Raw genomic sequence first — 20,713 nt, 5'->3', positions numbered from 1 at the left:
GCCGACCCTTATGCTTACGAGGTCTCGTCACCTCAATCGATGGCATCGATCGTAGCGATGAGGGTGATGAGCAGTTCGTACCTGATCAAGGTCAGAAAACGTGACGTCTTCGGCGAAGGGTTGAAATGAAGCCGATCTTCCTCGTCTACACCTTTCAAGATGCCGAGAACCTGCGGGAGCTTGTGGCTGCCCTTCAGCCTTCCCCCGTGATCGTGCACGTCGACGCCAAAGCTGGGATCGAGAAGTTCGCGGCGGCAGTACGTGACTACGGAAACGTTACTTTCGTTGAACGCGTGCAGGTCAATTGGGGTGGTTACTCGCAGGTTCGGGCAATTCGAATGCTCGTGAATGAGGCTCTTCGCGTGGCCGAAGATGACGATTACTTGGTCATGTTGTCTGGCTCGGACTTTCCTCTGCGTCCGTTGGCGGAACTGGTAGAACACCTACGGGTGCACCAGGGACGGCAGTATCTGCGGGCTTTCGAGATCGCGAAGAGTGAACCGAAGTACTTCTGGCAGATCGATCGAACCCATCATCGTGACATGGCGCTCCTGTCGCGACAGACCGGCAATAAGGTGCTGCGGAAGCTGCGAAACGCGATCATCCGGCTTTTGGACGGTCCGCTTAGCCGCAAACGCCTCCCACCGGTTCCCGATGGTCTGCGGATCGGGCACGGAGGCACTCACTTCGCGGTGACAGCCGAGTGCATGCGTGCAATGGAGGATTTGGTCACGGTGGAAGTCGAGCGTTACTTTGAAGCGGTCTTTTGCCCAGAGGAGAAGTTCTACCAGTCGTTGATCATGCGAACTCGCTTCGCGCGGTCGACTCCCGCAGGGGGATTTGAGGAGTATCGGGGACCTGGCAACTGGCGGTATGCCAATCTTCACCTGATCGATCCAACGCTGGTGCGTGTTTTTGACATCGATGACTGGCCTGAAGTTGCCAGCAGCGACAAATACTTCATCCGGAAGGTCGTGTCTGGCCAGAGCGACGGCCTGCGCGACAAGATCAAAACCGAGCGACTCCGTTCGCGATGAATTTAGCCTATTCAACTGGGAGAAGAAAAGCCTTGCAGAAGAAAGCATTTATCACCGGCATCACTGGCCAGGACGGTTCGTATCTCGCCGAACTCCTCCTTGGCAAGGGCTATGAGGTGCACGGGTTGATTCGGCGCGCTTCGACATTCAACACGTCGAGGATCGACCACCTGTACGTTGACCCGCACAACCCGGACGCCAAGCTGTTCCTGCACTACGGGGACCTCGGTGACGGTGCGCGTCTCGTCAGTCTCCTCAGCGAACTCAAGCCGGACGAGGTCTACAACCTCGCCGCCCAGTCGCACGTGCGGGTCTCGTTCGACGAGCCGGAGCACACTGGTGACGTGACCGGTGTCGGCACCATGCGAATGCTCGAGGCCGTACGAGTGTCGGGCATCCACACCCGCTTCTACCAGGCGTCGTCGTCTGAGATGTTCGGTGCGACTCCGCCGCCGCAGAACGAGGAGACGCCGTTCTGGCCGCGCTCCCCGTACGGCGCCGCGAAGGTCTACAGCTACTGGGTGACGCGGAACTACCGCGAGGCGTACGGGATGTTCGCGGTCAACGGCATCCTCTTCAACCACGAGTCGCCCCGGCGGGGTGAGACCTTTGTGACGCGCAAGATCACGCGAGCGGTCGCGCGTATCAAGGCGGGCCTTGAGGACCACGTGTACCTCGGCAACCTCGACTCCGTCCGCGACTGGGGCTACGCCGCTGAGTACGTCGAGGGCATGTGGCGGATGCTGCAGGCCGACGAGCCGGACGACTTCGTGCTCGCGACCGGCGGCGACTTCACGGTGAAGGACTTCCTCTCGACCGCGTTCTCGCACGCCGGTCTCAACTGGGAAGACCACGTCCGCTTCGATGAGCGCTACCTGCGTCCGAGCGAGGTCGACGCTCTCGTGGGCGACGCGTCCAAGGCCAAGGAGAAGCTCGGCTGGGAAGCGACGGTCGACACTGGGGAGCTCGCCCGCATCATGGTCGACGCAGACATCGAGGCGCTCGAGCACGAGGGTCGCCCGTGGATCGACAAGGTCAACCTCGCGAGTTGGGAGTCCTGATGTCGGACGGTGACTTCACGCCGGGCCCGCTCGACCGATCCGGACGTGTCTACGTCGCGGGTCATCGAGGACTGGTCGGATCGGCTGTGTGGCGGAAGCTCGAGGCCGAAGGCTTCACGGACCTGGTCGGCCGCACCTCGGCAGAGCTCGACTTGAAGGACCGCGACGCAGTCTTCGCGTTCTTCGCCGAGCAGAAGCCCCGGTACGTCGTCCTGGCGGCTGCCAAGGTCGGCGGCATCATGGCGAACAACACCTACCCGCACGACTTCCTCAGTGAGAACCTGCAGATCCAGGTCAACGTCATGGATGCTGCGGTGGAGCACGACACCGAGCGGTTGATGTTCCTCGGCTCGTCATGCATCTACCCGAAGTTCGCAGAGCAGCCGATCCACGAGGACTCGTTGCTCACCGGGCACCTGGAACCGACCAACGACGCGTATGCCATCGCGAAGATCGCCGGGATCATGCAGGTCCAGGCGGTTCGTCGGCAGTACGGCAAGCACTGGATCTCGGCGATGCCGACCAACCTCTACGGCCCCGGCGACAACTTCTCGCCGACCGGTTCACACGTGCTGCCGGCGCTCATCCGTCGGTACGACGAAGCGGCGAAGTCCGGTGCCGAACGTGTCGAGAACTGGGGAACGGGCTCGCCGCGGCGCGAGTTCCTGCACGTCGACGACATGGCGGCCGCGGTGTTGCACCTCATGGAGCACTACGACGGGCCCGAGCAGGTCAACGTCGGCACCGGGTCAGACGTGACGATCAAGGAGATCGCCGAGACGATCGCGTCGATCGTCGAGTTCCAGGGTGAGACGGTCTGGGACACGTCGAAGCCCGATGGCACCCCGCAGAAGCTCCTCGACGTCTCGAAGCTCGCGGACGCCGGGTGGACGGCGGGCATCGGCCTTGAGGAAGGGTTACGCAGCACCATCGCCTGGTACCGCACCCACGTGGACTCAATCCGGCAGTGACGAGGCAGGTCGGACATGCCCGACCCTAGGATTGGTGCCATGTCCGACCTTCCCGAGTCGCGACGTACTGCTGCACGCCGGGGGTCTGGGGCCCGTGTCGTGCTGTGGATCGTCCTCGCGATCGTTCTGCTGTTGCTCGCCGCCGTCGTCTGGGTCGGTGTCCGAGGGCTGCTGGCCAAGCAGCACCTCGAGCGCTCGGTGAGTCTCGTCGACACGCTGAAGTCACAGATCACGACCGGCGACTCCGCAGCTGCGAAGCGGACCGCGCAGGAGTTGGAAGACAACGCGGGATCGGCGCGCAGCCTGACGGGGGACCCGGTGTGGGGTGCTGCGCAGCACACACCGTTCTTCGGGACGAACCTCCGCGCTGTCCGCGAGATAGCTGTCGTGGTCGACGACGTCGCGACCGGAGCGGTCCGCCCGGTCGCTCGAGTCATCGGTGATCTGAACACCGAGGCGTTCGCCCCGAAGAACGGACGGATCGACCTGCAGCCCCTCGTCGACGCGCAGCCCGCCGTGGCCCGAGCGACGACGACCCTGAGGGGGGCCGACTCTGCTGCAGCCAAGATCGACACCGCCGCGACGCTCTCGCCGGTCACCGCCGCCGTGAACCGGCTCCGCAACGCTCTGAGTTCTGTCTCGCAGCAGGCAGTCACGGCGAACAAGGTCGTCCAGCTGGCTCCGGCCATGCTCGGGCATGACGAAGATCGGAACTACGTCCTGTTGTTTCAAAACAACGCTGAGCTCCGCGCCGGCGGCGGTATCCCGGGTGCAGTGGCACTCCTGCAGGCCAAGGACGGCGCCATCAGCTTGGGTGATCAGGCAGCCGGCTCGTCCTTCGGGCCGTACGACAAGCCGGTCCTCCCGCTGACGCCGGACACCGAGAGCCTCTACGGCGACATCACCGGCCGGTACATGCAGGACGTCAACCTGACGCCGCGGTTCGACGTGACCGGCGCCCTCGCGCGTGAGATGTGGAAGCAGAAGTTCGGCCAGCAGGTCGACGGGGTGCTGGCGATCGACCCCGTGACGCTCAGCTACATCCTCCGCGCGACCGGGGCGGTGCAGCTGGCGACCGGAGACACGTTGACGTCGGACAATGCCGTGAAGCTGCTGCTCAGCGACGTCTATGCGAAGTACCCGGACCCGACTGTTCAGGACGCGTTCTTCGCCTCGGCAGCGAGTGCCGTGTTCGACAAGGTGTCCAGCGGAGGGTTCGACGCGAAGAAGCTCGTGACCGCCCTGACCGACGGCACGCGGGAAGGCCGTGTCCGCCTGTGGAGCGCGGACAAGGCCGAGCAGCAGCGGATCGCGGGGACGGCGGTGGCGGGCACGCTGCCGACGGCGTCGAAGCAGACTCGTGAATTCGGCGTCTACCTGAACGACGGCACGGCCGCGAAGATGGACTACTACCTCGACAAGAAGATCTCGGTCGGCAGCTCCGTGTGCCGGAAGGACGGTCGGCCAACCTCGGTGGTCGAAGTGACGCTCAAGAACGCGGCTCCCGCGGACGCGGCGACGAGCTTGCCTCGGTACGTGACTGGTGGCGGCGACTTCGGTACCGAGCCCGGAAAGATCAAGACGCTCGTCGCGGTCTACGCACCGGCGAACGCCATCTACCTCGGCGCTTCGCAGGACGGCAAGGCGGCGGGCTTGCAGACGACCGTGGACGGCGACCACCCGGTCGCGCAACTGCAGACACTTCTCGCTCCAGGGCAGAGCACCACGTTCCGTGTGGCGTTCCTCGGCGACGCGAAGTACGCAAAGGCCGGCGTGCAGGCGGAGTCCACGCCCGGCGTACGGCAGTCGAAGGTCGAGCCGCTGCAGTTCGACTGTGCGAAGCCGGTCCCGGTCGGCTGAGTCGACCGGCGGCAACTGGATCGCGAACTGTAGGGGCAGAAGACCCCGTCCCAAGTGCAGGTGTGATCGGTGAGTCGCCGCATACCGCGGTTCTGCAGGACCCCCACTCCGGGGGGTCCTGGCTGACCTGTGCGGGTGTGAAGCCTTCCCATCGAGCGGCAAGATCCGTTCCTTGATCGCCCAATGCATCCACTGATCTGGGATTTCGTGCGCTGTGAGCCCTAAGGAGGTCGCCTCGCGGTCCGATCCACGGTCCAGGCTGGGAGCAGATCCAGCTGCAGTTCACGCACTCGTTGCACAACGGGTGGTAACAAACTGTGAAAGTCCGCTACATTGAGGGAACTTCGCCAATCGCACTCGCCATCTCTGGCTGTGGGGGATTGACTTCTGCGGAGGCAGGGCTCTGGTATCAGGGTCTGTCAGATCAGATCACTAGGGGAAACTTCATGAAGAAGCTCATCGCCGCGGTCGTGCTGGCTGGCGCCGCACTGCTCGCAACGCCGGCTGCCGCCAACGCCGCTGGTTACGCACCCGACTCCAACGTTGTCGTCTCCGGCAACTACGTCGCCGGTGGCGTCGTCATCGTGAACTTCAGCGAGGGCGCGTTCCAGAACAACGAGACCGTCAACGTGCAGATCACCGGTGCCGGTGTCTCCTCCGCGACGCTCGGCGCTCTGCCGGTCACCACCGTCTCGAAGGCGTACACCGCCGGCGCCGACGGCTCCCTCCCCGTCCGCGTCACCCTCCCCGTGGGTGGCTCGGGTTCCTACAACCTGACCGCCACTGGCGCCACCTCCGGTGTCGTCGGCGTCGCGTCCTTCACCATCGCGCCGGCTGACGCCGCCGCGGTTGCTGCTGGCTCCAACGGCACCAACGGTTCCCTCGCCTTCACGGGTTCGACCGTCTCCGCGCTGGCCCTCTGGGTCGCCGGTGGCGCAGTCGTCCTCGGTGGCGGCCTGCTCGTCGTGCGCGGCTCGGTCCGTCGCCAGCGCGAGACCGTCTGAGCTTCAGCTCGCTGAACGAAACCCCCGGCGCCGAGAGGCTCCGGGGGTTTCGTCGTTCGTGGGGCGTGTCAGGTCACGACCAGGAGGACGGCGACGACGCCGATGACGGCGAGCGGCGCGATCACCCACAGCCACCACGGGAAGGCGGAGGGACGACGGTACTGTCTGCGATTCGGGTTCACCTGCTGACCGTACGACCGCTAGGTTGCGCTTCGGAGCGATCGGGAGCCCCGGACGCCGAACCTCATGAACTTGTCGGGTGATCGTCACATGTCGGACACAGAGCCCGGCGCCTTCGGCAGCTCCCACACCTCCGCGTAGCGCTCCCGCACCAGTGGCCACACCTGCGCGACCGCGTCCTCGACCGAGCGCACCGAGTCGCTGAGCGGCGGGGTCAGCACGAACTCGTGGGGGATCGGCCGACCGGAGCGGTCCTGCCGGCCTTCGGGGTCGGGGAACCGCACGGCGAGCATCCCGGTCCGCCGCCGGATCGCGGCGGGCACGTCCCGGACGCCGGCGAACGCCTCCTCGTAGCGGACCAGTGGGTCCTGGCCGGGCTGCTCGGTGGACAGGAAGCGGAAGCCCCACGTGCGGCCTCGGGTGGCCCAGATGAAGTTCATGCGCCGTCTCCTCGGCGCAGGACACGGTCGTCGACTCCGCGGTCCAGGTCCTCGGCGAAGCGTGCGAGCACCCGGGTGGTGAACTCCCGTTCGGCTTCGGCCTGGTCCTTCACCTTCGCGACCTTCTTGGCGGCGAAGCTGACGGCCCTCGAGCCGAGTCCGCCGCCGATCATGCTGACGGCGGCGCCGACCAGGTTCGACTTCACGAGCTTGGACGTGCCGAGGAACCCGACGACCGGTCCGACGAACTTCAGCAGCTGTTCGGCGACCTGGGCACCGCGTTGCCGGGTGGAGGCCCACTTCGCGAAGCGCTCGAACGGCAGCATCGCGGTCATCGGCAGCAGCAGGTCGACACCGGTGCGGGTGGTGACGTCGATCTTGCCGGGCTCGAACTTGGCGGACGACAGCAGCAGGAAGTCCTCACCGACGTCGAGCGCGTCGGGGTCCTCGACGAAGCTCTGCAGCACGCTCCGCAGCTCGTCGAGCTCTCCGCCGGCCTTGCCGATGACGAGCTCGCGGAAGTCCTCGACGTCCAGGTCGGGCAGCAGGTCGGCCTTCGACAGTGCGATCGTCCAGATGCGTGGGAAGCGGGTCAGGCGCTTGCCGTCCTCGAGGACGTCGTCGCGCAGGGCGTAGAGCCCGGTGTGGAAGTCGGTGAGCAGGGCCTTCAGGTAGCGCTCCTCCTCTCCGGCGTTCTCGGCGAGCAGCTGTCCGTCGACGAGGACGACGGCGACGTCCGCGCTGAGGAGGGACCGGAAGGTCTCGATCCGGCGGGCCTCTTCGTCCGCCGAGCTCGGGTCCTCCTCGAACCACTCGCCCGGGTAGTCGTGCCACACGATGCCCAGGGGTTTCGCCGCCTTCTGCTTCGACCGGCCCTTCGGCAGGTCGTCGGCGGACGGCTCGATGACGAACCGGTACGCGGAGGCGCTGAACCGGTTGGCGCTCGGGACCGTGGAGCTGTCGCGCATGCCGAGGTAGTTGCGGTGCAGGGTCCGGCCCTGCGCACGGTCTTCGGCGGTCACGGCGTACCGGTTGGCCCGCCGGACCTTCGGCTCCTGGGCGGCGCCGTAGAACGACGAGAGCAGGACGGTCTTCCCGCTGCCACTGCCTCCGAAGACGGCGATGTGCTGTTCCATCGTGGTGCTGGTCGAGGCCATGCTCCGACCGTAGGCGCGTGCACCTTGACGCTCGTCGCGCGACGGCGGGCAGGTTGGTGCAGATCGGCCGTTGAGAGTGCGTCAGCCCCGCCGTCGCCGGGCCGCCGCCGCGAGCAGCACGACCCCGAGCACCGCCCCGAGGACCGCGCCCATCGTGTTCGCCACGACGTCGTCGACGGTCGCGAACCGTGCCGGCAGGAACAGTGCCTGCCCGGTCTCGATCGTGGCGCTGACGAGCAGGCCCGCCGCCGCACCGGCCCACCACCACCGGGCACCGGCGAGCAGGACCACGAGCAAGCCCAGCGGCACGAAGAACGCCACGTTCGCCAGCGACTCGATCATCGGGTAGCCGAACCAGCTCGGCGCTCCGTGCCGGTGGGCGGCACCGATCAGGCGATCGATCCACGGCTGCGCCCGCGAATCGACGGGCGTGCCCCAGAAGCCGATGAGGACCACCGCCACCGCGTACGCGACGGCCAGTGCCCCGGCGACCCGCCGGCTGCGGCCGGTCGCGTGGGCGCTCGTGCCGCCACGTCGGCGGAGCGCACGACCGGAGGCGGCCATCCGCCGGACCGCAGCCGACGTCACGTCACGCACGTCGGGCTCGGGCCGGTCGGGGGTCACGGGAGCGACGCTACCGGGGCGGGCCTCCAGGCCGGATCCGTCGCAGGGCTGACAGTCGGACTGGAGGCCCGTCCCGCCTTCTGTGGACCCGGTCCAGATTGCGAGTACCCCGGTTGGTCCCCTGTACCCCGGAAACGTGACGTCTCGTCCCGGTTTTCCGGGCTTCGATACCCGAGCGGATCAGGAGAACCCGTGAATCAACGGGGGTCGCTGGTAGCCGGTGGCGGTCGCCCGTAGCGTTGACCCGCAAGCAGATGTACCCCAGAACGTGAAGGAGCAGGGCCATGACGATCATCAGCCACGACGTGCATCAGGTCGAGGTGACGCTGGACACCGACACGGTGGACACGATCGCCGTCCTCGAGGCCCAGGTGGCCCACACTCCTTCCCGCGCCTCCCTCTCGTGGGCCGAGGTCGAACCCGGCCTCTGGTCCGCCAACTACGGCGGCTACTTCGGTGGCACGGTCGACAAGCGCGACGGGCACTACTTCGTGTCCGACACGTTCGGCCAGTACGTCGGGGACTTCCGCTCGCTGGAGGACGCACAGTCGCGTCTCGCCGAGCGTCTGCACATCGTGCTCCCGTCCGTCATCCGACCGGTCGACTGACCGGCACTGATCGTCTGATCACGATCACCCGACCACGAGGGATCGAACGCAGCAGCCAAGCACGACCCGGAGCATGACCTCCGGAACAGCAAGACCGAGGCCCCGCCGGAACACCGGCGGGGCTTCGACGTTGGCCCTGGGCGACCCCAGTCTGGGGGTCTGTACCCCATTCTTTCAGGCTGGTCCCCCCTATTGGGGACGCCTCGTGTCCCCATCAATGCGGACAAGGCTGTCAGGATCGAGCTCGGCGCAAACGGTCGTTCTCCGATTCCCTCGGGTCCTCGAGCGCGCCAGGTTCGCTGTCTCGACCCGAAAGTGACTGATGCTGCCTGCTCCCCACGGCACTGCCCTGCCCCGCCGCACGTTCGGCCTCCGCCCGCTCGCCATGCTGGGCGCCGCGCTGCTCGTCGGTGCCGGCCTGAGCGCCGCCGCCGTCGTATCGACCGCCCCCGCCTCGGCCGCGGTGCAGGCGACGCAGGACAGCCACTTCGTCTGCGACCAGAACACGCTCTACGCGACGAACAGTGCCGGCTCGGTCGTCGCGATCGACATCACGTCGGGGAGCAGCAAGGGCACGACCGTCGACGTCGCCGACCTCGGCGAGCAGGCGAACAACGGCCTCGGCATCTCCCGCGAGGGCGCGGCGATGTTCGCCGCCGCCAACGGCAAGAACGCAACGCTGCGGTCCTTCGACCCGAAGACGAACACCGCGTCCGCGCCGGTGACGACCGACAGGGTTCGCCCGGTCATCCGCGGTGCGGTCAACCCGGTCACCGGCTTCTACTACTACGGCGACAACACCGGCGCCCTGATGGCGTACGACCCGGCGACTGGCAAAGCGATCGGGCAGGTCGGGCAGATCAACGGCCTGAAGTCCGGCAACGGCGACTTCGCGTTCAGCTCGCGCGGCCTGTTCTTCGTCGTCGCGGCCGACAAGGTCTACCGCGTCGACACCGAGACCGTCCCCACCACCGCGGGCGCGACGGCGCTGACCACCACCGAGATCGCCACGCTGCCGGCCGGCACGAACAGCCCGGGCATCGCGTTCTCGTCCGACGGCTACCTCTACGTCTCGAACTCGGTCACGACCGGCACCGCGCCGAACACCACCACGACCACGACGCTCATGCAGCTCGACCCGACCTCGGGCGCCCAGGTCCGGAGCTTCCCGGTCGTCGGCAACTACAGCGCCAGCGACCTCGCCACCTGCAACTACGCCGACACCGTCACCGGCCGCGCGAGCGTCGACCAGCGGTGGAAGGCGACCGACCAGTTCGGGCTCGCGATCACCGGCGACGGCATCACCGCGACGAGCAAGGGCACCAACGCCAGCACCACGGGCAGCGCCACCGGTCTGCAGGACCAGAAGGCCGGCGCGATCCTCACCACGCCGGGCAAGAAGTACACGGTCACGCAGACCGCCGTCGGTACCACCGACCTGGCGAACTACACGACCACGTGGAAGGCCGTCGACGTCAACAGCGGCGCCGCCGTCGCATCCGGGTCCGGCCAGACCGCCGCGTTCACGTTCCCGCAGGCCGTGGGCACCGACGGCACCGACGTCGTCGTCACGTTCGCGAACACGCTGAAGCTCGTGCACGCCTCGACCGCGTTCGACACCTACTCGACCCCGGTCGACACCACCCTCACGGTCCCCGCCGCCGGCGTGCTGGCGAACGACAAGGGCACCGGTCTGGCGGTCACGAAGCACACCGACCCGACCAACGGCACCCTGACGATGACCGGCACGGACGGCAGCTTCTCGTACGTGCCGAAGGCGGGAACCTCGGGCACCGACCAGTTCGACTACACCGCGACCGACGGCAGCGGGCAGAACTCGACCAGCACCGTGACGATCACGGTCACCCCGACCGCCACCGACGACGCGTTCAGCGTGCACGCCGGCTCGACCGTCACCGCGGACGCCGCCCGCGGCCTGCTCGCCAACGACCACGGCTCCGGCCTGACGATCGCCGGCAACTCGACGCCGGACCACGGCTCCCTGACGCTCGCCGGCAACGGGGCGTACGCCTACACGCCCGACGACCACTTCTCGGGCACGGACTCCTTCACGTACACGGCGAAGGACGCCTCCGGTGCGACGATCACCGGCACGGTCAGCATCACGGTCCTGCCGACCGCGAAGGCGGACACCATCACCGCCACCGCCGGTCAGACCACGACGGTCGCCGCCCCCGGGCTGCTCGGCAACGACCTCGGCACCGGCCTGACCGTCTCCGGCAACACCTCCCCCGGGCACGGCACCGTCTCGGTCGGCACCGACGGCACCACCACCTACACTCCCGCGCCGGGCTACTCCGGACCGGACACCTTCGACGTGACGATCACCGACGGCAACGGGAAGTCCGACACCGTCACGATCACCGTCCGCGTCGCCCCGAAGGCCACGGACGACACCGCGACGGTCGACGCCGGCAGCTCGGTCAGCACCACCACCCGGGCGACGGGCGTCCTGGGCAACGACTCCGGCACGGCCCTGACGATCACGAACTCCACGACGCCCGACCACGGCACGCTGGTGCTCGACGCCTCGACCGGCACGTACACGTACACGCCGACCGCGGGCTTCTCCGGCACCGACCGCTTCGGCTACACCGCGACCGACCAGTCCGGTGCGACGACGTCCGGCACGATGACCATCACCGTCCGCCCCGCCGCCACGGCCGACACCGCGACGACGCCCGCCGACCACCCCGTCGTCGTCGACGTGCAGGCGAACGACCACGGCACCGGCCTGACCACCGCGGTCGTCGGCCAGCCCGCGCACGGCACGGTCGCGGTCGCCACCGACGGCACGGTGCAGTACACGCCGGCCGCCGGTACCTCGGGGACCGACTCCTTCACCTACACCGTGACCGACGCCGCCGGCCGGACCACCGCCCCGGCGACCGTCACCGTCACGGTGACGCCCGTCGCGACGGACGACAGCCAGGCCACGCAGGCCACGAAGACGCTGTCGATCCCGGCCGCGACCCTGCTCGGCAACGACTCCGGCACCGGCCTGACGGTCACGAAGGCCGTCGGCACGTCCCACGGCGACGTGACGCTCGGCACGGACGGCACGATCAGCTACACGCCGGAGCCCGGGTTCTCGGGGACCGACACCGTCACGTACACGGTGACCGACGCCTCCGGGCAGACGACCACCGCGACGATCACGGTCGTCGTCGGCCCGATGGCCATGCGCGACACCGCGACCGCCACCGCCGGCGCGACCCTGACGGTCACCAAGGCCGACGGCGTGCTCGCGAACGACAAGGGCTCGGACCTGACCGCGAAGGTCGACCGTGCCCCGACGAACGGCACGCTCGACCTGCACGCCGACGGCTCGTACACGTACACGCCCACTGACGGGTTCTCCGGCACGGACCGCTTCACCTACACGGCGACCGACGGCTCGGGTCGCACGTCCACCGGATCCGTCACCGTCACCGTGCGGCCGAAGGCCCAGGACGACCGCCTCACCACCACGGCCGGCAGCCCGCTCGTCGTCACCTCCGGCACCCTCACCGGCAACGACGCGGGCACCGGCCTGACCGTCACCGCCGTGACCGACGGCACGCGCACCACCGTCGTGCTCGGCGCGGACGGCTCGATCACGATCACGCCGGCCGACGGCACCTCGGGCACCGACTCGTTCACCTACACGACGACCGACGCCGCCGGGAACACCAGCAGCGCCACCGTGCGGATCACCGTCGCCCCGGTCGCGACCGACGACTCCGGAACCGTCCGTGCCGGGGAGACCCTCACCCGGACGACCCGCGCCACCGGGGTCCTCGGCAACGACCGTGGCACCGACCTGAACATCACCCGGCACACCGAACCGGGCCACGGCGTCCTGGTCCTCGACGACACCACCGGCGCCGTCAAGTACACGCCGGTCGACGGGTTCTCCGGCGACGACTCGTTCACCTACACGGTGACCGACACCGCCGGCACGCCGGCGACCGCCACGATGACCCTCGTCGTCACCCCGACGACCGCGGACGACCGGGCGACGACCTCGGCGAACTGGCCGGTCACGATCGACGTCCAGGCGAACGACTCCGGCGTCGGCCTCCACACCGAGCTCGTCGGGGCTCCCGCACACGGCAGCGCCGTGCTCGAGCGGGACGGCAGGGTCACCTACACGCCGGCCGCCGGGACCTCGGGGACGGACACGTCCACCTACCGGGTGACGGACGCGAGCGGACGCCCGAGCGGGCTGTCGACGGTGACCGTCACGGTCCTCCCGGTCGCCATGGCCGACACCGTCGGGACCGCAGCAGGCGATCCCGTGTCGATCCCGGCGGCCACGCTGCTCGGCAACGACTCCGGCACCGGTCTGAGCGTCACGAAGGCCGGCGGCGCCGACCACGGCGACGTGGTCCTCGGCGCCGACGGCACGGTCCGCTACACGCCGCAGCCCGGGTTCTCGGGGACGGACACCGTCACGTACACGGTGACCGACGCCTCCGGGCAGTCCGCGACCGCGACGGTCATCGTCGTGGTCGGGCCGATGGCGATGCGAGACACCGTGACCGCGACGGCCGGCTCGCCGCGCAGCGTCTCGAAGGCGGACGGCGTCCTGGCCAACGACCGCGGCACCGACCTGACCGCGAAGGTCGACCGTGCCCCGACGAACGGCACGCTCGACCTGCATGCCGACGGCTCGTACACGTACACGCCGGCCGAAGGGTTCTCCGGCACCGACCGCTTCACCTACACGGTGACCGACGGCTCCGGGAAGAAGGCGACCGGCGCCGTCATCGTCACCGTGCGGCCCGCCGCCGGGGAGGATGCCCGCACCACCAGCGCCGGCCAGCCGGTCACCGTGACCACGGCCGCGCTGACCGCGAACGACTCCGGTGTCGGCCTGCACGTCACCGACGTCACCGACGGTGCGCACGGCACCGCGACGGTCGACGCCGACGGCACCGTCACCTACCTGCCTGCCGCCGGTTGGTCCGGTACCGACACGGTCACGGTCACCGTCGCCGACTCGATCGGCAACACCGCGACGAGCCCCCTCACCATCACGGTGGAACCGGTGCTCGCCGCGCCCGACGCCAGCGCCACCGCCGACGGCCAGCTCGTCGTCTCCGCCGGACAGGGCGTCCTCACCGGCGCCACCGGCACCGACCTCGAGGTCACCGGCCACGGCACCCCCGACCACGGCAGCGTCGAGGTCGGCGGGGACGGCTCGTACACGTACACCCCGGCGCCGGGCTACTCGGGCACGGACGGGTTCGACGTGACCGTGACCGACGGCAGCGGCGGGACCACCACCGGCACCGTGACGATCACCGTCGCCCCGAAGGCCGTCGACGACACCGCCACCACCACGGCCGACGCCCCGGTCGCCGTCACCGTCACCGCGAACGACTCCGGCACCACCCTGCGCGTCAGCGGTGTGGGCACGGCCGCACACGGAACGGTGAGCGTCACCGGAGGTGGGACCGTCACGTACGTCCCCGCCGCCGGGTACTCCGGCACCGACACCTTCCGGTACACCGTGGTGGACCCCACGGGCGGCACCGCCTCGGCATCCGTCACCGTCACGGTCACTCCGACGGCCACGGGCGACGTCCTGCGCACCGTCGGTGGGACCCCGCTGACCATCGCCGGCAGCGCCCTCACCGGCAACGACTCCGGCACCGGCCTCACCGTCACCGGACACGGCGACGCCAGGCACGGCACCGTCACCGTCGGCACCGACGGCGGGCTCGTCTACACGCCGGCCGCCGGCTTCTCCGGGACCGACCGTTTCACCTACACGGCGACCGACGCCTCCGGGCAGACGACGACGGCCACCGTCACCGTCCTGGTCGGCGCCGTCGCGGTCGACGACTGGAGCACCACGCGGACCAACGGCGTGGTCCGGATGTCCAAGGCGAGGGGTGTGCTGTCCGATGACTCCGGCACCGGACTCTGGGCATCGCTCGACGCGCAGCCGCAGCACGGTGTCGTCGAACTCGAGAAGGACGGCTCCTACCGGTACACGCCGCCCGCGAACTGGTCCGGCCGCGACTGGTTCACCTACACGGCCCACGACGCCGAGGAGAACACCGCCGTCGCCCTGGTCGCGATCGACGTCACCCCGACCGCGACCGCCGACACCGCCCGCACCACCGCCGGCACGGCCGTCACCGTCCGCGGCCCCGGCGTGCTCGGCAACGACCGCGGAACGAAGTTGACCGTCAGCTCCGTCGGGACGGCCGCCCACGGCACCGCGACCATCGCGGCCGACGGCACGTTCGTCTACACGCCGGCCGCCGGGTTCTCCGGAACCGACACCGTGCCGTACACGGCTCGCGACGCCAGCGGGCAGACCGTCGACACCACCGTCACCGTCACGGTCGGCATCACCGCGACGGACGACTCCGGTCACACGATCGCCGGGACGGCGCTCGCCGTGGACGCCCGCCACGGGCTGCTCCGGAACGACTCCGGCACCGGGCTCACCACGAGCCTCGCCCGGAAGGCGGCGCACGGCACCGTCCGCGTGCAGGCGGACGGCTCGTACGTCTACACGCCGGACGCCGGGTTCACCGGACGGGACACGTTCGACTCCACGGTGACCGACGCCTCCGGGCAGACCACCCGTGCGACCGCGACCATCACGGTCGTCGCGAAGGCCGTCGCCACCGACGACCGGGGCACCGGCCGGACCGGGCGCACCGTCACCGTCGAGCCGCTCGGCAACGACAGCCCCACCGGCGGCGCCACCTTCGACACCGACACGCTGCACCTGGTCGACCCGGACACCGGGCACATGACCGACCGGGTCGCCGTCCGCGGCGCGGGCACCTGGCACGTCGAGGACGGGATCGTCACCTTCACGCCGGCACGTGGGTTCCACGGCACCGAGGCGATCGACTACACCGTGCAGGACAGCGCCGGACAGGTCGTCACCGCGACGATCACCGTCACCTACCCGGTCGGGATCGCGGCCGTTGCCCACGTGGCGCAGCTGGCCTTCACGGGCAGCACGGGCCTCGCCGGACTCGGGCTCGGGGCGCTCGCGCTGCTGCTCGCCGGGGCGGCGCTGCTGCTGCGGCGGCGGATGGTGGCCGAGGGGCCGGCCGGGGCGGCCGGGCCGGTCGGGCCGCGGCGGCGCCGGTAGGCGCCGCGGCGGCGCCGGTAGGGGGCGGTCAGACAGCCGTCCCGGACGGGAGGCCCGGATCACGTGAGCGGGAACGCTCACGTGATCCGGGCCTCCCGTCCGTCTGCGCCGGGTGCGGTGCCGCGGGTCAGTCGGTGCGGAGGGTGTCGTTCCCGTCGGACTCCACCGGCTCGACCGGGGTCCAGCCGTACCAGCGACCGTCGATCTCGGTCGTGAGGCGCCCGTCGCCACAGGTGACGAGCGAGGTGGTCGGCAGCTTCTCCGGCAGGAAGCCCGCGGTCATCGCCGGGCCACCCTTCGCACCGTCGACCGGTTCGCACCCACTCGTGTCGACACCATCGGCCGAGGTGAAGCCGATCACGTAGCCCGGCTTGCTCGTGTCGAGACGCACGTCGATGTCCTTCGCATCCGCCGGCACCCACTCGGGCATGAACCAGGCGAGGTCCTCCGAGTTCGCCTTCGAGGGGGCGTCGGCGTAGGTGTCGTAGTGCTCCTGCTGTTCGGGCAGGTAGGGCTTGACGACACTGCAGCCGGCGAGGGCCAGGACGATGACGCCCATGCCGAGGACGCCGACCGCGGAGGTCAGGGCAGAACGCTCGGATCGGGTGGTGGGCTGCGAGGTGTCGATCGTGGTGGTGTGCTGCGTCGAGGTCATGTGTCCATCGTCGCGGCGGCCGTCCGGCCGGAGAATGCGGCCACCTCCCGGATGCGGGTGGGGTTGACCCCCGGGCAGCCGGGCTACGCTGCGGCCATGGCTGACGACCCGATGAGCGCCCTGTTCTCCAGTGCGACGACCGCAGTGGCGGGCGGCGGGGACGCCCGTCGGGCACTCGGACTCGTGGGGCTCCTCGGACTGCTCACCGCGATCGTGTCGGGGGTCGGCGCGGTGGTGGTGGCGGTCGGCGTGTTCGTCGTCGTGCTCGGGCCGATCCTCCTGGCCTGGTCGGGTGTGCTGTTCGACGGGACGCCGGGGCCCTGACGGTCGGTCGTCGTCCCTCGCGCGCTGCTCCCTGAGCCTCGACCCACGGAGCGGGAGCGATCAGAACAACGGCTCGATGAGGTGCGGCCCGTCGTTCCGCACGCTGTTGACCGTCCGGGCGACCTCGTACTGCTCGAGGCCCGCCGCGACCTCGAGCGACTCACGGTCGAGCAGGGCGAGCAGGTCGCCCGTACCGGCGCCGTCGCCGAGCCAGGCGTCGTACCCGTCGGGCGTGAGGAACGCCGGCATCCGGTCGTGCACCTCGCCCGGAGCGACATGGGCGTCACGGGTGATGATCGCGAGCGACAGCCGCCACTTGTCCGGGGCGTCCTCGGGCTTCGTGGGGTCGGGCCAGGCGCTCACCACACCGGCCATCGCGAGCGCCCCGCCGGGCTCGTGGACGAAGTGCGGCTCCTTGCCGTCCTCACGCACGACCCACTCGTAGTAGCCCTGCGCCGGCACGATGCACCGGTTCGTCGCGAACGCACGCTTGAACATGCCGCTCGTCGCCACGGTCTCGATGCGCGCGTTGATCGGCTTCGGTCGCTGCTTCTGGAAGTCCTTCGCCCAGCTCGGCACGAAGCCCCAGCTGATCCGGGGGAGTTCGCGCTGCCCGTGCCGCTGCCGGACCGCGTACACGGGGTCGGTCGGAGCGACGTTCCAGCTCGGCGCGAGGCCGGCGCGGACCTCGCCGGTGTCCTCGTCGACGTGCTCGGTGCGCGCGGCGAGCTCCCCGACGAGTTCGGGGAGCAGGTCAGCGGTGGTGTCGGAGACGACGAAGCGGCCACACATGCGACCAGTGTGCCCGGACCCCCCGACGTCGGTACGGGCTCAGCCTGGTCCGCTTGACTGACGGCCGTGCAGACCCTCATCGTCACCGCCCACCCCGATCCGGACTCGCTCACCGCGGGCATCGCCCGACAGCTGCAGGACGCCCTGTACCCCGGCGAGGTCGAGCTGGTCGACCTCGCTGCCGAGGGGTTCGACCCGCGGTTCCGTCCGGCGGACCGGGACGCCTACCGGGGCACCGGTGCGCTCCCCGACGACGTCGTCCGCGAGCAGCAGCGCCTCGACGCCAGCGACCACCTCGTGCTGGTGTTCCCCGTCTACTGGTGGTCGATGCCGGCGCTCCTGAAGGGCTGGGTCGACCGCGTCTTCGTCAACGGTTGGGCGTTCGACGTCGACCCGGCCGGTGGGACGCGTCGGAACCTCGGGCGGCTCACCGTGCACCTGCTGCCGGTCGCCGGTGACGCTGCCGGGACGTACGAGCGGCACGGCTACGAGCAGGCGATCCGGACGCAGATCGAACACGGGATCGTCGACTACTGCGGGGCGGTCCGTGGAGCGACGGCGTTCGTGTTCGAGTCCGAACAGGACGACGACGTGACCCGCCGAGCCCTCGTCGACGACGCCGTCGATCGGATCGCACGGGCCGTCACCGGTGCTGCAGTCGTCGTCGGTGCCGACGCTCAGAGCACGGAGTAGCCGGCAGGCAGGGGACCCCGACCGGTCAGGGCGGCGAGCAGCAGCGCGCCGTCGCCGCGGCGCGCCCCGGCCTCGGCGAGCAGCAGGGTGGCGGCGACCACCGCCTCCACCGGCGGGGAGGCCGAGACGGGAGCACCGGCTGCCGTCGCGGCGCGTGCGACGTCGCCGCCGTGCACGACCAACTCGACGATGCGGGTGCGCAGGTACTCCTCGACCGGCAGGAGCAGACCGCCGACCACCGAGATGCGGGTGCCCGACGGGACCGCCGCGAGGACAACCAGGGCCTGGTCGCGAGCGGCCGTCACCGCGGCCTCCGGGTCGGTGCCGAGTGCTGCGCCGGCGGCGACACCGCGGGCAGCGACCTCGTCCGGGTCGGTCGCCGTGCGGGTCGCAGCCTGGAGGTACTCGGCCGCGTCGTCGAGGACCGTTCCGGACGTGGACGTGGACGGATCCGCGCCGTGCTCGATCGTGGTGGCGGCGTACGTCGACACCGTCACGAGGGCACGGTTCGTGTGCCCGACGAGCGCCCGGAGGTCCCAGACTCCGAGCGCGGGGGACGACCAGAGGGCCGGATCCGCCACGGGGGAGGGCAGCGCGGTGACGAGGTCCACGAACGACTGGGCGGTCGCGGCGAAGAGTGCTCGGGTCTCCACGTGCTCATCCTGCCGTGGCAGGTGGCTGCCGTGGCAGGTGCTCGCAGTCCGGTCAGTCGTCGGGGAGGCCGACCTTCGAGCCCGACGGGAAGCGGTTGCGGCCGGTCGGGGTGGTCGACCTGAGCTCGGACGGCGGGAGGGCAGTAGCGGCCCGGTGAGCCCGCTCCGCTCGTCCGAGGCGGGTGACGTACGTCGGCATGAGCGAGGTGTACCCCGCGACGATGATGAAGCTGAGCCCTCGCCCGTCGCTCACGACCAGCGCCGTGATCGCGAGCAGTGCGACGCCGATCAGTCCGGGGCTCGCTCGGACGACGTCGACCACCAGGGTCCGTCGCATCAGGGTCGTGTCCTGCAGCACGGCGTCGCGGTCCTCGGGGAGCACCTGCGGCATGCGTCGACGCAGGTACCGCTGGACGGAGTCGCGCGCAAGACGCATCGTGTCCGGACGCACCTGCCTGCCGTTGATGGTGGCCGGCGGGTCAGCGGTCTGCTTCACGGGGAAGCAGGACATCGTCAGCAGCCCGGCTGCCAGTGCGGTGGACACGACGACCACGGTGGAGCGCGCCGTCCCCGCGCCGGCCCATCCCGTCTGTGCTGCGGTCACCCCGAGCACCACCCCTGCCACGACGCCGACGACGAGCCCGAACGTCACCGCCCGGCGGAAGCGCTCCAGCGACACGTCCTCACGGAACCGCGCACGCAACACCTGCCACCCCAGTCTGAACACGTGCCATGTCTACCCGCTCGCGCTGCGCATGGCTCGTGCCCGTCCGGTGACCGGGGACGGTTCCTGCACGACCGGCCCGGCTGAGCCTCCTGACGCCGGACACGCCCGGCGCGGTGCGCGGGCCGAGCCGGTGAACAGCCCGCTCCCGGGCCCCCTCCGCGAGTGTCCAGCCACTCCCGGTCATCTGGTCGGATGAGTCTCGACATCGTCTACACCGCTGCCGCCCACGCCACCGGAGGCGGCCGCGACGGACACGTCCGCACCGAGGACGACCGGATCGACCTCGACACCCGACCGCCGAAGGAGATGGGCGGCAGCGGCGAGGGCACCAACCCCGAACAGCTCTTCGCCGCCGGGTACGCGGCTTGCTTCCTCGGCGCCCTGCACGCCGCCGGCCGCGAGCTGACGCTGGACACCGCCGGCGCCGAGGTCTCCGCCGAGGTCAGCATCGGCGGGAACGGCTCGGGCGGGTTCGGTCTGGCGGTGGAGCTCGACGTCTACGCGCCGAGCGTCGCCGGACCTGAGCGGCAGCGGCTGGTCGAACTCGCGCACACCATCTGCCCGTACTCGAACGCCACGCGTGGGAACATCACGGTGACGCTGTCGCTCGTCGACTAGGTCCGGCCGCGTCGGGGGTGCGGGCGTCTGCGGGTGGAGGTGAGACGCCGGCGTCTGGTCGAGACGCCGTGCTGATGCCGAGACGCCTCCGTACCTGGCGGCGTCTCACGTCCGGAGCGGCGTCTCGCGCAGACGGGGGCGTCTCGCGCAGACAGGGGCGTCTCGCGCACACGGGGGCGT

At 69.8% G+C, this 20,713-nt stretch carries 17 protein-coding genes; 10 read left to right on the top strand and 7 right to left on the bottom strand.

The genetic code is table 11. From position 1 onward, the window contains the following. The first annotated feature begins 125 nt into the window (after positions 1-125). From DEJ25_RS11835 to DEJ25_RS11815, 5 genes are all read left to right on the top strand, one after another. Positions 126-1,037, top strand: coding sequence for a beta-1,6-N-acetylglucosaminyltransferase (locus DEJ25_RS11835; protein ID WP_111044800.1), 912 nt, complete (start codon positions 126-128; stop codon positions 1,035-1,037). 32 nt (positions 1,038-1,069) lie between these two features. Beyond that, positions 1,070-2,098: a GDP-mannose 4,6-dehydratase gene (gmd, locus tag DEJ25_RS11830; protein WP_111044799.1), complete on the top strand. Its 1,029-nt coding sequence runs from the start codon at positions 1,070-1,072 to the stop codon at positions 2,096-2,098. Then, positions 2,098-3,069, top strand: a complete 972-nt coding sequence (locus DEJ25_RS11825) for a GDP-L-fucose synthase (protein ID WP_111044798.1) — start codon at positions 2,098-2,100, stop codon at positions 3,067-3,069. The genes gmd and DEJ25_RS11825 overlap by 1 nt, the downstream gene beginning before the upstream one ends. A 39-nt stretch (positions 3,070-3,108) precedes the next feature. After that, entirely contained in the window at positions 3,109-4,929 is a 1,821-nt protein-coding gene (locus DEJ25_RS11820) for a DUF4012 domain-containing protein (protein WP_181427423.1), read from the top strand. Between the two features lie 446 nt (positions 4,930-5,375). After that, positions 5,376-5,933, top strand: coding sequence for a hypothetical protein (locus tag DEJ25_RS11815; protein WP_110904933.1), 558 nt, complete (start codon positions 5,376-5,378; stop codon positions 5,931-5,933). 266 nt (positions 5,934-6,199) lie between these two features. On the opposite strand, the gene DEJ25_RS11810 is transcribed toward DEJ25_RS11815, so the two are convergent. From DEJ25_RS11810 to DEJ25_RS11800, 3 genes are all read right to left on the bottom strand, one after another. Beyond that, on the bottom strand, positions 6,200-6,553 hold the full coding sequence (locus DEJ25_RS11810; RefSeq protein WP_111044796.1) for a hypothetical protein: 354 nt from the start codon (positions 6,551-6,553) through the stop codon (positions 6,200-6,202). Next, positions 6,550-7,710 carry an ATP/GTP-binding protein gene (locus DEJ25_RS11805; protein ID WP_111044795.1) on the bottom strand — a complete coding sequence of 387 codons (1,161 nt, stop codon included), beginning with the start codon at positions 7,708-7,710 and terminating at the stop codon, positions 6,550-6,552. The genes DEJ25_RS11810 and DEJ25_RS11805 overlap by 4 nt, the downstream gene beginning before the upstream one ends. 81 nt (positions 7,711-7,791) lie before the next feature. Next, positions 7,792-8,334 (bottom strand): VanZ family protein, encoded by a 543-nt coding sequence (locus DEJ25_RS11800; RefSeq protein ID WP_111044794.1) that lies wholly within the window; start codon positions 8,332-8,334, stop codon positions 7,792-7,794. A gap of 284 nt (positions 8,335-8,618) precedes the next feature. On the opposite strand from DEJ25_RS11800, the gene DEJ25_RS11795 reads away from it, so the two are divergent. Beyond that, a complete protein-coding gene (locus DEJ25_RS11795; RefSeq protein WP_110904938.1) occupies positions 8,619-8,942 on the top strand; it encodes a hypothetical protein in 324 nt (107 codons plus the stop codon). 322 nt (positions 8,943-9,264) lie between these two features. Then, positions 9,265-16,071, top strand: a complete 6,807-nt coding sequence (locus DEJ25_RS11790; protein ID WP_111044793.1) for an Ig-like domain-containing protein — start codon at positions 9,265-9,267, stop codon at positions 16,069-16,071. 127 nt (positions 16,072-16,198) lie between these two features. Here DEJ25_RS11790 and DEJ25_RS11785 read toward each other — a convergent pair whose 3' ends face one another. Beyond that, the gene (locus tag DEJ25_RS11785) at positions 16,199-16,726 is read right to left on the bottom strand and encodes a hypothetical protein (protein WP_111044792.1); all 528 of its coding nucleotides are present in this window, start codon (positions 16,724-16,726) and stop codon (positions 16,199-16,201) included. A gap of 96 nt (positions 16,727-16,822) precedes the next feature. Here DEJ25_RS11785 and DEJ25_RS11780 point away from each other — a divergent pair, with 96 nt between their 5' ends. Continuing rightward, positions 16,823-17,050 carry a hypothetical protein gene (locus DEJ25_RS11780; RefSeq protein WP_146240678.1) on the top strand — a complete coding sequence of 76 codons (228 nt, stop codon included), beginning with the start codon at positions 16,823-16,825 and terminating at the stop codon, positions 17,048-17,050. Positions 17,051-17,110: 60 nt separating this feature from the next. Here the strand turns inward: DEJ25_RS11780 and DEJ25_RS11775 are convergent, their stop codons facing one another. Further along, positions 17,111-17,842, bottom strand: a complete 732-nt coding sequence (locus tag DEJ25_RS11775) for an SOS response-associated peptidase (RefSeq protein ID WP_111044790.1) — start codon at positions 17,840-17,842, stop codon at positions 17,111-17,113. Between the two features lie 66 nt (positions 17,843-17,908). Between DEJ25_RS11775 and DEJ25_RS11770 the strand changes: the two genes are divergently transcribed. Next, the gene (locus tag DEJ25_RS11770) at positions 17,909-18,535 is read left to right on the top strand and encodes an NAD(P)H-dependent oxidoreductase (protein WP_111044789.1); all 627 of its coding nucleotides are present in this window, start codon (positions 17,909-17,911) and stop codon (positions 18,533-18,535) included. Here the strand turns inward: DEJ25_RS11770 and DEJ25_RS11765 are convergent. Together DEJ25_RS11765 and DEJ25_RS11760 are read right to left on the bottom strand one after the other, a co-directional pair. Further along, on the bottom strand, positions 18,520-19,188 hold the full coding sequence (locus tag DEJ25_RS11765) for a maleylpyruvate isomerase N-terminal domain-containing protein (RefSeq protein WP_181427422.1): 669 nt from the start codon (positions 19,186-19,188) through the stop codon (positions 18,520-18,522). The two genes, DEJ25_RS11770 and DEJ25_RS11765, sit on opposite strands and share 16 nt — an antisense overlap. 52 nt (positions 19,189-19,240) lie before the next feature. Beyond that, a complete protein-coding gene (locus tag DEJ25_RS11760; RefSeq protein WP_111044787.1) occupies positions 19,241-19,915 on the bottom strand; it encodes a hypothetical protein in 675 nt (224 codons plus the stop codon). 192 nt (positions 19,916-20,107) lie between these two features. On the opposite strand from DEJ25_RS11760, the gene DEJ25_RS11755 reads away from it, so the two are divergent. Then, on the top strand, positions 20,108-20,533 hold the full coding sequence (locus DEJ25_RS11755) for an organic hydroperoxide resistance protein (RefSeq protein ID WP_111044786.1): 426 nt from the start codon (positions 20,108-20,110) through the stop codon (positions 20,531-20,533). The last annotated feature ends 180 nt before the right edge of the window (positions 20,534-20,713 follow it).

Origin of the sequence: Curtobacterium sp. MCPF17_011, from assembly GCF_003234145.1 — a bacterium.
Taxonomy (GTDB): Bacteria; Actinomycetota; Actinomycetes; order Actinomycetales; family Microbacteriaceae; genus Curtobacterium.
This window is presented reverse-complemented; position numbering and strand designations above follow the sequence as displayed.

Coding starts and splice junctions, on each gene's coding strand:
- DEJ25_RS11835 (WP_111044800.1), top strand. CDS start 126: ATGAAGCCGATCTTCCTCGTCTACACCTTTCAAGATGCCGAGAACCTG.
- DEJ25_RS11825 (WP_111044798.1), top strand. CDS start 2,098: ATGTCGGACGGTGACTTCACGCCGGGCCCGCTCGACCGATCCGGACGT.
- DEJ25_RS11820 (WP_181427423.1), top strand. CDS start 3,109: ATGTCCGACCTTCCCGAGTCGCGACGTACTGCTGCACGCCGGGGGTCT.
- DEJ25_RS11815 (WP_110904933.1), top strand. CDS start 5,376: ATGAAGAAGCTCATCGCCGCGGTCGTGCTGGCTGGCGCCGCACTGCTC.
- DEJ25_RS11810 (WP_111044796.1), bottom strand. CDS start 6,553: ATGAACTTCATCTGGGCCACCCGAGGCCGCACGTGGGGCTTCCGCTTC.
- DEJ25_RS11805 (WP_111044795.1), bottom strand. CDS start 7,710: ATGGCCTCGACCAGCACCACGATGGAACAGCACATCGCCGTCTTCGGA.
- DEJ25_RS11795 (WP_110904938.1), top strand. CDS start 8,619: ATGACGATCATCAGCCACGACGTGCATCAGGTCGAGGTGACGCTGGAC.
- DEJ25_RS11790 (WP_111044793.1), top strand. CDS start 9,265: ATGCTGCCTGCTCCCCACGGCACTGCCCTGCCCCGCCGCACGTTCGGC.
- DEJ25_RS11785 (WP_111044792.1), bottom strand. CDS start 16,726: ATGACCTCGACGCAGCACACCACCACGATCGACACCTCGCAGCCCACC.
- DEJ25_RS11780 (WP_146240678.1), top strand. CDS start 16,823: ATGGCTGACGACCCGATGAGCGCCCTGTTCTCCAGTGCGACGACCGCA.
- DEJ25_RS11775 (WP_111044790.1), bottom strand. CDS start 17,842: ATGTGTGGCCGCTTCGTCGTCTCCGACACCACCGCTGACCTGCTCCCC.
- DEJ25_RS11755 (WP_111044786.1), top strand. CDS start 20,108: ATGAGTCTCGACATCGTCTACACCGCTGCCGCCCACGCCACCGGAGGC.